At 44.2% G+C, this 13,062-nt stretch carries 8 protein-coding genes, 1 tRNA gene and 1 CRISPR repeat array; all 9 genes read left to right on the forward strand.

What is annotated here, in order from left to right:
• Positions 1 to 155: 155 nt before the first annotated feature.
• The 9 genes from ACLHG7_RS03020 (at position 156) to csy3 (ending at position 13,061) form a co-directional block, all read left to right on the forward strand.
• Positions 156 to 231, forward strand: a tRNA-Lys gene (locus ACLHG7_RS03020).
• 71 nt (positions 232 to 302) lie between these two features.
• Positions 303 to 497: a hypothetical protein gene (locus ACLHG7_RS03025; protein WP_410209576.1), complete on the forward strand. Its 195-nt coding sequence runs from the start codon at positions 303 to 305 to the stop codon at positions 495 to 497.
• Positions 498 to 856: 359 nt separating this feature from the next.
• A complete protein-coding gene (locus tag ACLHG7_RS03030; protein WP_410209577.1) occupies positions 857 to 3,052 on the forward strand; it encodes a phosphocholine-specific phospholipase C in 2,196 nt (731 codons plus the stop codon).
• A gap of 56 nt (positions 3,053 to 3,108) precedes the next feature.
• The gene (gene plcR / locus ACLHG7_RS03035; protein ID WP_410209578.1) at positions 3,109 to 3,720 is read left to right on the forward strand and encodes a phospholipase C accessory protein PlcR; all 612 of its coding nucleotides are present in this window, start codon (positions 3,109 to 3,111) and stop codon (positions 3,718 to 3,720) included.
• Positions 3,721 to 3,812: 92 nt separating this feature from the next.
• Positions 3,813 to 4,562: a CRISPR direct-repeat array (repeat unit 28 nt; unit sequence CTTCTGAGCCGCCTACACGGCGGTTAAC).
• Positions 4,563 to 5,087: 525 nt separating this feature from the next.
• Entirely contained in the window at positions 5,088 to 6,047 is a 960-nt protein-coding gene (gene cas1f, locus ACLHG7_RS03040) for a type I-F CRISPR-associated endonuclease Cas1f (RefSeq protein WP_410209579.1), read from the forward strand.
• On the forward strand, positions 6,028 to 9,429 hold the full coding sequence (cas3f, locus tag ACLHG7_RS03045) for a type I-F CRISPR-associated helicase Cas3f (protein ID WP_410209690.1): 3,402 nt from the start codon (positions 6,028 to 6,030) through the stop codon (positions 9,427 to 9,429). Before cas1f ends, cas3f begins: the two co-directional genes overlap by 20 nt.
• 421 nt (positions 9,430 to 9,850) lie before the next feature.
• On the forward strand, positions 9,851 to 11,107 hold the full coding sequence (gene csy1, locus ACLHG7_RS03050; protein ID WP_410209580.1) for a type I-F CRISPR-associated protein Csy1: 1,257 nt from the start codon (positions 9,851 to 9,853) through the stop codon (positions 11,105 to 11,107).
• Entirely contained in the window at positions 11,104 to 12,012 is a 909-nt protein-coding gene (csy2, locus tag ACLHG7_RS03055) for a type I-F CRISPR-associated protein Csy2 (protein WP_410209581.1), read from the forward strand. Before csy1 ends, csy2 begins: the two co-directional genes overlap by 4 nt.
• Before the next feature lie 29 nt (positions 12,013 to 12,041).
• Positions 12,042 to 13,061: a type I-F CRISPR-associated protein Csy3 gene (csy3, locus tag ACLHG7_RS03060; protein ID WP_410209582.1), complete on the forward strand. Its 1,020-nt coding sequence runs from the start codon at positions 12,042 to 12,044 to the stop codon at positions 13,059 to 13,061.
• Position 13,062: the final 1 nt, after the last annotated feature.

Here is a 13,062-nt window from a genome sequence, read left to right on the forward strand (position 1 = left end):
TCAAAAAACAGAGAATTGCTGTTTGTTTGTTCATAAAGCCGGTTATTTTCATCTTTTTTAGCAAAAATGACTCTTTTATGTTCAAACGAATCATATCTCGTTAATTTTTGGTTGTCTTTCCCTGAAAAATTGATAGAATGTGCGCTCACTGAAACGGGTCGTTAGCTCAGTTGGTAGAGCAGTTGACTTTTAATCAATTGGTCGCAGGTTCGAATCCCGCACGACCCACCAGTGTTAAGATACTAAAGAAAGCCTTTGCATGATTGCGAAGGCTTTTTTTATGCCTGTTATGCGGCAATGGCATGAAAGATGGTACTCATGCAGGTTGGGCAAATCAAACACCAGTCACTCATCTATTTCAGTCTACTCGAAACACCCATCCACCTCATTTCCTGCAAAAGATCATCCGCACCTCAGTTTTTCCCTATCCATTTATCCATACGACTTTACTTATGGCGTTAAATGCCAAAAAAATGGCTCGTTCCGGTCAAATATGATGAACAAAGATTCGGCATGCTTGACCACAATTTAAGAAGCATGGAAATGGACATCCCGCTAAATGCTTGAATGACAAGAAACGATTAATTAGCGACGCTCTATGCAAACACCATGGTGATGAAAAATCTCATTTATGGGGAAAACCGAAGCACGTTGCTTACATGATCCATCTCAGCCATTCAGCACGATTAGAATTTATATTGAAATGCATTAAAAAAACTGTCCGTTAATATCTCTTGAATAGGCCTGTAATGTTCTTTTGCTTAATCTTAGATTTATCTAGGCTTCTGCAATTGAGATGAAATAATGCGCGTTTAATCTACAGACAGATTGAATATTAACTTTTAGGGAAGAAAAAATGACAAAACCACAAGATATTAATCGCCGCCTGTTCTTAAAGCACAGCGCTCAATTGGCAACTCTAGCCGGGGCAGCAGGATTACTCCCAGAAACCATTCAACGGGCTCTGGCGATTGCACCGAATGTTCGTACAGGTACGATTCAAGATGTCGAGCATGTCGTCATCTTGATGCAAGAGAATCGCTCTTTTGATCACTACTTTGGTAATTTGAATGGTGTACGTGGTTTTAATGACCCGCGCGTGCTGAAGCGTCAGGATGGTAAACCCGTCTGGTACCAGTACTATAATAATAACGATTACTCTCCTTATCACTGGGACACCAAGGTCACCTACGCCCAGTGGGAAGCGTCAAATTATCATGACTGGTCCCCCTACCATGGCGTATGGAACGAAGGTCGCAATGACAAATGGATGACGATCCAATATCCAACCGCAATGGGTTACTTCAAACGCAGTGATATCTCTTATTACTATGCCATGGCTGACGCCTTTACCCTATGTGAAGCCTATCACCAATCGATGCTGGGTCCGACCAATACCAATCGCCTCTATCATATGACAGGTCGTGCCGCCCCTACAGGTGATGGCACAGGTGTTAACACGACCAACAGCATGGGTGATGGCACCATTGGCGTAAGCGGCACTGTAGACTGGATGACCTATCCAGAACGCTTGAGTGCAGCAGGGATTAACTGGAAGATTTATCAGGAAGGAGGCTATCAATCATCGTCACTATGGTCGCTCTATATCAATCCTTTTAGCAAATACACGATTCAAGAAAAAAACAACTACGACTGTAATGCCTTAGCATGGTTTAAAAACTTCAAGAACGCGGGCACAAGCTCTGATCTTTGGCAGCGTGCTATGGTCGCACGTGGCGTGGATAAGCTGCGCACGGATGTCTTAAACAACCAACTACCGCAAGTGTCATGGCTGATTTCTCCTTACTGCTACTCCGAACATCCATGGTGGGGCCCGTCCTTTGGTGAATACTACGTGTCTAAAATCCTTGAGGCGCTGACCAGTAATCCAGAGGTATGGGCAAAAACTGTCTTTATCATCAATTATGATGAAGGAGATGGCTTCTATGATCATGTCTCAGCAGCAGTTCCCCCATGGAAAGCTGGAACAGGACTCTCGACCGTCAGCACCGTCGGTGAAATCGAACAATCCAGTCAGCTCCCCATCGGACTAGGATATCGCGTACCCCTGCTGGCAATCTCGCCATGGTCAAAAGGCGGCAAAGTCAGTGCTGAAGTCTTTGACCATACCTCAGTGCTGCGCTTCTTGGAAAAACGCTTTGGGGTGATTGAGAGCAATATTTCACCATGGCGCCGTGCGGTGTGTGGCGACTTAACCTCACTCTTTGATTTTACTGGGCAAGGCAATCCTGCCGTGGAGTCTGCGCTAACCAATGTCGCACAAACCAACACTCAAATGCTGGATGCCTACAATAAGCAGTATTACTACAAAAACCCAGATTACTGGTCTTATCCACCAACGGGCTTACCGGGACAAGAATTTGGTCAACGTGATGCCTTAGCGGTGCCTTACGAACTGTACGCTGATGTTGTCATCACTAAAGCCACGAATAAACTGGTTCTGCTCCTCACCAACAACGGTAAGGCACTGCCCGGCAATCCAGACGGTAAATCTGCGGCGGTTTTCCAGGTTCATGCCACCAATGGCAGCACGCCACGCTTCTATACCGTCACCAGTTATCTCGTGACACAAAGCGATGGCAGCACACTAGGCAAAACCATCAGTGATGATCTCTCTGCACTGGTGGATGCCAGTGGCAACTACAGCTTTCAGGTTCGTGGTCCAAATGGCTTCTACCGGGAATTCGTTGGCAATATTAATGCTGGCATTCAAAGCGCTGAACCAGTAATTTCTTTGGTCTATAAAGCGGATGGCAACATCTACTTAAGTATCAAGAATAACGGCGCCCTGCCCTGCCGAGTCACCGTACAGACCAACTCGACTTATAGCAGCGAAGCGGCGCACAGTTATGACATCGGCGTGGGTAGTACTATTCAGGACTTATGGAATGTTCAAGGCAGCCAAGGCTGGTATGATCTCAGCGCCACAGCAACTAACACTTCTGCTAACTTCTTGCGTCGTCTGGCAGGACATGTAGAGACCGGTGCTTTGAGTAAAACCGACCCACTCTTGAATATCAATCAGGTCTAGTATATAGACCTGCATTCAGGGCCGTGGTTTAGCAAAACATATCAAGGATAGCGTGTATGAAGTCGATGAGGGTATGGTTTTTTATCGGGGCGCTATGCTGTGGTTTGGCATTCGCGCTGTATGCTCTTTCTCCTTCCTCAAACCCCATCACGAATGCCAGCGCCTCATCGGGTGCTGGAACTCCTGCCTCCATCGTGTCAAGAGAACCTGCAATGAAAGTTCAAAATCCTGCATCCTCTGTCTCTACAGACATGGAGCACTTTTCAAAAAACGTATCGACCCTTTCAGACGCTGAACGCAAACAAACTGCACAAACCATCATCGATAAGCTAAAAGCGTCTGTTGCTGATGGCGCTGATCCGCGCTCAGTCTTTCAGCAAATTGAGCAGTTCACGCCTTATGTAGAACCTGACCCAACACGACGTGAAGCGATGAACTTTGAAATCTGGCAGTCGTTAAGACAAGCCAATGTTGAACGCGAACTCCCACCCACCCCAGCACAGCAGCAACAACTCAAGGACTATGCTGTCGCATCGGATCAGATTATTGAAGATGTGATGAAGACCGAGGGAGATCGAGAACAGCAGCATCGGGTGATTGACACCAAGCTTCGAGCGCTGCGGTTGCAGATTTTTGGGGAGGAGGAGCCGAGGGTGTTGAGAAGGTAGTTAGCATTGTACAACTGATATGCATCATGTGATTTTTAATCCGTCTAAGCGGCGGTTAACACTAGCCCAGCTTAAACAGGGTGAGCCTTACTTTTCTGAGCCGCCTACACGGCGGTTAACCAAGGGAGGATAACAACGGTCAAGCATACCCAACTTCTGAGCCGCCTACACGGCGGTTAACATGGCCGACACTGGGAAATTATTCGCCCTGTTCTTCTGAGCCGCCTACACGGCGGTTAACAATAGCAATGAAAAGACCACAAGGGACGCATGCTTCTGAGCCGCCTACACGGCGGTTAACTATGGCGTATGGCTTTGCCTGTCTCATATGAACTTCTGAGCCGCCTACACGGCGGTTAACGAAATTTAGGCGTAAAAAAACCGCTATTTAGCCTTCTGAGCCGCCTACACGGCGGTTAACCACCGAGAAGGAATATTGCATCGGTTTTTGATCTTCTGAGCCGCCTACACGGCGGTTAACAGTTGTAGGGGGAACATTGGGATTGCATGGAACTTCTGAGCCGCCTACACGGCGGTTAACTCGTACCAGCGGGAACATTTATAGCCTTTGACCTTCTGAGCCGCCTACACGGCGGTTAACAGTGGATAGGCTTACCCGTTTGTATCGGTATTCTTCTGAGCCGCCTACACGGCGGTTAACGTGTTGCGGTGGCTGTGGTTGCGGCGGGTAGTGCTTCTGAGCCGCCTACACGGCGGTTAACATGTTCCTCTGTATAAAACGCTTGGTACTGAGCTTCTGAGCCGCCTACACGGCGGTTAACTGAACTCAAAGACAGGTTGTCTGATCCATGGTCTTCTGAGCCGCCTACACGGCGGTTAACACAAAGAAACAGCTAAAAAAGTTAACTACAACAGAGGATAGCCTAAAAATAACCCCTTTTAGGAATGTTTTTGTCTCTACTCATAAGTCAATGATAATTAAAAATTTAAAACTAGGGCTAAGAATATAGGTCAACCAAGATGCATCTATAAGAATTAATTCAACATGCTTTAGCATCATTTTCGGTCTGAAATACAATGTAAAAGCTATAGATATTTAAAAAAATCATATTTACATTATAAGTCGAAAGACAACAGCTATATTATTATAACCAATACATTATGATGCATTACATATTTTTGAAATTCACATATAGAGTATTGAAGCATAATAATATGATTACGAATAAAAGTTTCTAAACCCAAAGTTGCGTATCTATTCTAAATTAAAAACTCAAAAACCTTTACAAATTAATAAATTTGAATTTAAATAAACACAACTAGCATTATTTAAAAAAATGACAGCCTGCCCATCATAGCTAGAATATAAACACTTATTAACTTTCACATATAATACAGGCGTATTTATGGAAAAATTAACAGACCTAAAGGCTATTCTGCATTCTAAGCGTGCTAATATTTACTACCTCGAATACTGTCGTGTCATGCAAAAAGATGGGCGAGTTTTATATCTTACTGAAGCTAAGAGTGAAAATCACTATTGGAATATTCCTATTGCCAATACGACCGTAATTTTATTGGGTACAGGTACATCAATCACTCAAGCAGCCATGCGCATGATCACTAGTGCAGGTGTACTTATCGGCTTTTGTGGCGGTGGTGGCACGCCTTTGTTTGCAGGCTCTGAAATTGAATGGCTCACACCACAAAGCGAGTACCGTCCTACTGAATATGTGCAAGGCTGGCTGAGTTTCTGGTTTGATGAATCAAAACGTTTGCACGCAGCCAAATTCTTTCAAACAAAACGGATTGGTTTCATCGAATATATTTGGGGTAAGGATAGAGACTTTAAAAATGAGGGATTTAATCATAGTGACATCTCGACAGTATTATTGACTTACTTAAATCGCAACAAACAGAGCGAGACCGTCGGTGAGCTCCTACTCAATGAAGCACAGCTGACTAAAAAACTGTATGCCCAAGCTGCACAGTGGACACGCCAATCTAACTTTGTCCGCACACATGATGCCACTGACTTAACCAATCAGTTCTTAAATCATGGTAATTATTTAGCCTATGGGCTTGCCGCAACCACATTATGGGTACTGGGCATTCCGCATGGTTTTGCGGTGATGCACGGCAAAACTCGACGCGGCGCACTGGTATTTGATATCGCGGACTTGATTAAAGATGCAATTGTGCTGCCTTTAGCATTTATCTGTGCAAGCGAAAAAGCCAGCGAGCAAGCGTTCAGACAGCAATGTTTGCAGAAGTTTACCGAACATAAAGCCCTCGACTTTATGTTTGAACAAGTAAAAGCTGTAGCTTTGGCCAGAGGTGTGAATGATGTTAGTCACTTTCATTAGCCAATGCGAAAAGAAAGCTCTTGCACGCACTCGCCGTGTACTGGATGCCTTTGCAGATCGTATAGGTAGCAATGCATGGCAAACTGTGATCACTGAAGATGGATTGATTACTGTTAAGAACCTATTACGTAAAACGGCAACTAAAAATACCGCCGTGGCATGTCATTGGGCACGGTCACGTAGTCGAAGTGATCTGGTTTGGATTGTAGGCAATAGAAAAAGATTTAATAGTGAAGGCATTGTTCCCGTCAATGTGACACAGCGCAATGTTTTGAATGCCGAGTGGGAAAACAACTGGACTTACTTACCGCTCATTAAATCTTTAGTCGCTCTGTCTGCATTACTCCATGACTGGGGTAAAGCAACATTGTTATTTCAACAGAAACTTAAAAACTCTAGCAGGTTAGGAGATCCCTTAAGGCACGAATGGATTTCATGTTTATTGCTTCATGCGTTGGTGCAGCATTCAGGGGATTACTCGACCGATGAAAAATGGCTTGCTTTATTAATGAAAGGCAACTGGCATGAGGAATCGTTGGTTGCAGCAGTAAAAGAAAATCCAGCTCGCCCCTTACATGATCTTCCCCCATTAGCACAATTAGTCTCATGGCTTATCGTTACGCATCATCGTATGCCTGCTTTGCTTGAAAAAGCCAGCTACAACGGTGAAGGTAAATATACGATCTCATCAATTTTAAGAGGCATTAACGCGAATTGGGGTTATCAGAATACCAATGAAAACGATCCCAAACGGCTTGATGCCTGTTTTGAATTTCCTTATGGCTTAATCAGTCAGTCTCAAGCATGGAATAAAGCCCTACAAAAATGGTCATCACGGCTATGGGCTCAAAAAGAAATGGCTCGGGACGTTCTTGAAAATGGTGCTTGGCGTGTTGTACTCCATCATGCACGCTTATCATTGATGCTTGGAGATCACTATTACTCCTCTTGTTCCAAAGATGATCAATGGAATAGTGGCATTGAGTTATATGCAAATACGCATACCCACAATCATCAGTCTGAATTGAAACAAAAACTGGACGAGCATTTGGTTCGGGTCTCAGATAATGCTTTGCGTATAGCCCAATCTTTATCACGGTTTAGTACGGATATGGATAGTGCAGACACTCCTATACAACTCAAGAAGAAAAGCCCGCAAGGTTTTGAATGGCAAGATCATGCCAACAACCAACTCACAACTTTTATCAAAAAAACTCAACAAGAGAATCCCAACGCAAAAGAATATGGCTGGTTTATTGTCAATATGGCGAGCACTGGATGCGGCAAAACAGTCGCCAATGCCAAAATCATGCGGGCGCTATCATCCGATGGCAATTCACTACGATTTATCCTTGCGCTCGGGCTACGTACACTAACCCTACAAACTGGCGATGAATATCGCCAACGTATTGGTTTAGATGACGGTGAACTTGCAGTATTAATTGGATCAACTGCCGTCAAGGAACTGCACGAGCAACGACAAAAAAATTCACAAGACCTTAGTTTTGAGGAAGAAGGCTCAGAATCACAAGAACTTTTACTGCTTGAAGACTTGAATTATGCCGATGCTCCGACCGCAGACTTCTTGGACACTCTGTTCCCTAAGCATAAGTCAAATCTGGCCCAGAAAAACAAAGCGTTCCTATATAAGCCTGTGCTGGCCTGTACGATCGATCATGTGATAACGGCAACAGAAACAATACGAGGTGGCAAATATATTTTACCTTGCCTGCGACTGCTTTCATCTGATTTGGTGATTGATGAAATCGATGATTTTGAAGGACAAGACTTGATCGCAATCGGACGATTAATTCATCTCGCTGGGATGCTTGGTCGCAAAGTAATGATTTCATCAGCGACGATACCCCCTGCCCTAGCCGAAGGTTTCTTTAATACCTATCAGGCTGGGTGGACACTACACCATCACTTTATGGGTGCAGATGCTCGTATCGCCTGTGCATGGGTTGATGAGTTTACAACGCAAATCAAATGGGCAGATGAAGTCAAAGACAAACGTTGTGTACAATATGCCATGCAGCACCATACATTTATTCAAACACGCATAGCCAAACTGATCGATCAACCGATTAAACGCAAAGCCATGATTGTGCGCTGCGATGAATTATTCTTGCGCGGTAAACCCCAAAATGATAAGCAAAAGATCAGTGAGGAGCTTAAGATCAGTATCGAACAGGCTTACTTCGGGCTGATCAAACGTACCGTCGTACAACTGCATGAGTATCATCATACGATTGATGAAAAAACAGGTAAAAAAGTATCCTTCGGTGCTATACGTGTAGCCAACATCCCCCCTTGCGTCAAACTCACTCGCTATTTATTGCAATGTGAATGGTCTGAAGACATTAGCCCTAAAGTCATGGCTTATCACAGTCGCCAAATATTGCTTTTACGTCACGAACAAGAAAAACATCTGGATAGCGTGCTTAAACGCAAGGAGTCGGCGGGGCAACCTCCTCAAGCGTTTAACCTCCCAAAAATTCGTCAGTATTTAGACTCAACCCCATGTGAAAACGTTATTTTTATCGTCGTCGCCACCCCTGTCGAAGAAGTGGGTCGGGATCATGATTTTGATTGGGCGATTATAGAACCCTCGTCCTATCGCTCTATTATTCAAATGGCAGGACGTGTGCGGCGGCATCGTGATACTGCCATTGACCAGCCCAATATTGCACTGATGCAATACAACTTAAGGGCGCTACGTCATGATCAAGGACCGGTCTTTATACGCCCCGGCTATGAAAAAGGGAAAAATTTGCGCTTAACATCACGGAATTTAGATGTTTTACTTGATGAGCAAGGTATTGCACACAGCCTTACTGCCATCCCGCGCATTTACCAATCCCTACCGCTGCAACCGCAAATTCAATTAGCTGATCTTGAGCACCAAGCGATCAGAAACACCCTCACGGACTATAATGCTCAAGGGCCTCAAGCCCTACAATCTTGGCTCCATGAATGCTGGTGGATGACGGCGCTTCCCCAACAAAATAATCGTTTTCGTGCCAATAACCCAGACATCAACGTTTACCTGCTTTGGGTCGAAGGACGATTAAAATTTTATGAAAAGGGAGAACGTGGCGAATGGATTTCATGTGCCTCAATGCTCGGCATTACCGATGTACCACCTTTCACTGCACTTGAACAAAGCCGTCTGTGGCTGAACCGTGATTATGAATTCGTCCTTAGGCAACATTGCGGCTTTGATTTAGATCAGAAATTAAATTCAGAAGAACAACGTATCATGCAGGAGAAATCAGAGCGTTATGGTGAGATGTCCATGCCAGACAGAGAGAAAGATCAATTTACAAACGCTTATAGTTATTCTGATGACTTGGGATTATTTCCCTTAGCAAGAAAATAATGCTTTTGATAAGGCCATTAAACCTAAAAATATTACCAATAGATTTAATAGCTTACTAATACACCTATACGGTGTTCAATTTAAAAACTCCTGAACTGCTGAGGGTTGCTTATTTCTAAGCCGCCTATACGGCGGTGAAGTTCAAAAAGGACAGACAATTTACTAAGTTACCTATACGGCAACTACAAATAATACTCTTCCTTCCTGATTGATACAATTTTTTTAAAGAAGGACATACAATGGCATTTTTTAATTAAAATTGATGTATATTTGATCATATGGAATAGTTGATCAAAGAAGTAAAGATGTCCTCTTCAAATCAGCAAAACGACACGCATAAACATCCAAAGAATTAGAGGATAACAATCATCAGCAAATGCAACTACAACAATTCCAATCTTAAACATTCAAGGCAATCATCATGTCTCAACACGTTACTGATTTTTTTAATGATCGAAAGGCTGTTTGGCTCAAGGCAAAGCTCAAAACCGATTTAGCGCCTGATGCACAGGCATTGATTGAACAAGAAGCAGAAGATCGCTTTTCACTCGCTAACTGGCTCCCTGACGCAGCCAAACGGGCATCGCAATTGTCGATGGTGAGTCATCCCAGCAAGTTTAGTCATCCCAGTGCCAAAAGCTCGGCAATCATCGCCCAACGTGAGCAACGGCATGATGGCTATTTCCGAACCGGCAATATGGCATATGACCTAGATGTATTTGGCAATGCTGCTGCGATGGACGTGTATAAGTTCTTGAACCTCTCCATGCAAGACGGACGGACGGTACTTTCACACCTTGATGAAGACAGTGAGGAAGTCCAAAACTTGATGCAGATACCAACCGCCAGTTACGCAGATTTAAAAGCGGGTCTATTGGCCATTAAACAAAGTGATGAACGCAGTATCAAAACAGATCGATTGCTCAAACAAGTTTTTTTCCCGGTGGGTAAAAATGAATACCATCTCTTATCATTACTCACCCCATCTGGAGTACTGACCCGGCTTAAAAACACTTTGGATCACATGCGTTTTTCTGATGAAACCAAGTCAGCCAAAGAGGCTCGAAGAAAAGCTGAGTATCATAAGACTGGTTTTGATGATGTGCTGAACCTGACAGTCACCGCGTATGGAGGCACCCAGCCGCAGAACGTAAGTGTGTTGAACAGCCAAAATGCTGGACGGGCTTATTTGTTGATGAGCGCACCGCCGAGCATAGAACAGCGCGAGATTCGTTTGCCCACCTCTGATTTTTTTAGAAATAGTGTACGACTCCGTCCCCTATCAGAAGCCTTTTTATCATTGCATGAATTGATGCAAGAAGATATCCCCAATAATAAAACCGTCCGTACTGCTATCGGAAAATTGATTGATTATGTGATTTTGATGGTCATCCAGCAAGCACAACAAATCCGCGACTATAAAAATGGTTGGTCACAAAAAGATCACTATAAGTCATTACCCCTCAGCCAACGAATTTGGTTAGATGATTACCATGCCGAGCGACGACAAGTCGATGATGATTGGATAGCGGATGTCTCTCGTGTATTTGCGCGGTGGTTGATGAGCGCCTATGTTTATACCCTTAAAAATAATGCCATTAAATTAGGCGATGCAGAAATGTTACAGATGGAGGACTTTGTGACGCACGCATTAGATCATCAGGAGTTCTTTGAATGAGTACCAGACGTTTTTTGCTCACTCCACAGCTCAAGATTCACAATGCCAATGCCATGAGCAGTCCCTACACCATTGGATTCCCTGCTATGACAGCATGGCTAGGTGCAGTACACGCACTGCAACGACGACTGCAAACCCACCCGCTCATGACCGAACTTTCTCTCAAGCGCGTTGCTGTCAGTTGCCATCAATTTGATTTGCAAACCTACAAAGGCAGTGATGATTATATTCACTCCATCATCGGCACTGCGAATCCTTTGGATAAAGACGGTAATCGCCCGGCTTTTATCGAAGAAGCTCGTTGTCATCTCACGGTTTCGTTGCTCATCGAATACACAGGGGTAAGTAACGACGATGTACAAACGTTGACCGATCAGGTCAACCTGATCCTACCGACATTAAAAATGGCCAGTGGCGATGTATTGGGGGTTAAACCCGCTGAAGTGATAATAGTCGACGACGAAGATGAAACCTCCGTGCAGAAAGCCACAAAACGGCTGATGCTCGGTCATGTACTAATTGAACGTCGAGACCTAATGATTCAATCCATGCAGGATGGCAGAGATGGGCTGGATGCACTATTAGATCATCTGAAAATCAGGCACCGTGCACATGAAGATGAATCTGGCAAGGTCACATGGACAGCCTCTAGGCAATCTAAAGGATGGCTCGTGCCCATCGCGGTAGGGTTTCAGAGTATTTCACCTCTTGGCAAAGCGATCAATCAGCGTGATGCCGATACACCACACTGCTTTGCAGAAAGCGTCGTCACGCTGGGCGAATTTGTGATGCCTTATCGCATCGATATAGATGGCTTTGATTCTATTTTTTGGCAATACCATGCGCAATCCGAGCATGGGCTATATGTGTGTATGACTCAAACAACAACTTTTAATCACGTTTAATCACTTTTACAAAACCAAGGATAAATAACATGGCTAAAACAGAAATCGCTTCAGTCCTTTCATTTGAGAAAAAACTAGTCTGCTCAGATGTTTTTTTTTACGGCACGACATGGCATGGCAGACTGACTCAAAAAGCAACTCCGCTGGCTTTGATTGAGAAATCAGTTCGCGGAACCATTTCTAATCGGCTGAAATCAGCAGTTGCCAATGATCCGCTCAAACTCAATGCTGAAGTAGAAAAAGCAAACCTTCAAAAAGTGGATGCCTGTGCATTAGGTGAAGGACAAGATACGCTCAAACTCCAATTTACACTAAAAGTTTTGGGACAAGTCGAGAAACCATCGGCTTGCAATAATGCGATATTTAAAGCAAGTTATGAAAAGGCGGCTCTTGAGTATATTGAACAAGAAGGATTTACCGAACTTGCCAAACGCTATGCCCTGAATCTTGCCAACGGTCGTTTTTTCTGGCGTAACCGTGTGGGAGCAGAGCATATTGAAGTCGTCGTACAAGTCGCTGAGCAAACATGGACTTTTAATTCATTCGATTACTCTCTACGCAACTTTGATGGTGTAAATGACGATATCCAATCATTGGCAGCAAAGATCGCTGAGGCTTTGTCCAGCAAAACCCCTTTCCTACTTCTAAATATCACGGCATACGCCAAAGTCGGACAAGCACAAGAGGTCTATCCTTCCGAAGAGTTGGTCTTGGATAAGGGTAAAGGGAGTAAGAGTAAAATTCTTTATCATGTCAATAACGTCGCGGCGATACACTCACAGAAAGTAGGCAATGCGATACGTACCATCGACACATGGTATCCCGACTACCAAAATGCTGGAAAAGGCGTTGGTCCTATTGCGATTGAACCCTACGGCTCAGTGACGAACCTTGGTGTCGCATTTCGCAATCCAAAGCAGAAATCTGATTTTTACACGTTGTTTGACCGTTTTGCTCAAGGTGAAAAACTTGAGAGCAAAGAGCAAGAACACTACGTGATGGCAGTCTTGGTGCGTGGCGGTGTCTTTGGGCAAAGCAGTAAGGAGTAAA

The sequence above is a fragment of the Aquirhabdus sp. genome, assembly GCF_046462495.1.
Classification (GTDB): Bacteria; Pseudomonadota; Gammaproteobacteria; order Pseudomonadales; family Moraxellaceae; genus Aquirhabdus.

Bases quoted from the DNA above. Each gene is read 5' to 3' on its own strand.
- ACLHG7_RS03025 (WP_410209576.1), top strand. From the start codon at position 303: ATGAAAGATGGTACTCATGCAGGTTGGGCAAATCAAACACCAGTCACT.
- ACLHG7_RS03030 (WP_410209577.1), top strand. From the start codon at position 857: ATGACAAAACCACAAGATATTAATCGCCGCCTGTTCTTAAAGCACAGC.
- plcR (WP_410209578.1), top strand. From the start codon at position 3,109: ATGAAGTCGATGAGGGTATGGTTTTTTATCGGGGCGCTATGCTGTGGT.
- cas1f (WP_410209579.1), top strand. From the start codon at position 5,088: ATGGAAAAATTAACAGACCTAAAGGCTATTCTGCATTCTAAGCGTGCT.
- cas3f (WP_410209690.1), top strand. From the start codon at position 6,028: ATGTTAGTCACTTTCATTAGCCAATGCGAAAAGAAAGCTCTTGCACGC.
- csy1 (WP_410209580.1), top strand. From the start codon at position 9,851: ATGTCTCAACACGTTACTGATTTTTTTAATGATCGAAAGGCTGTTTGG.
- csy2 (WP_410209581.1), top strand. From the start codon at position 11,104: ATGAGTACCAGACGTTTTTTGCTCACTCCACAGCTCAAGATTCACAAT.
- csy3 (WP_410209582.1), top strand. From the start codon at position 12,042: ATGGCTAAAACAGAAATCGCTTCAGTCCTTTCATTTGAGAAAAAACTA.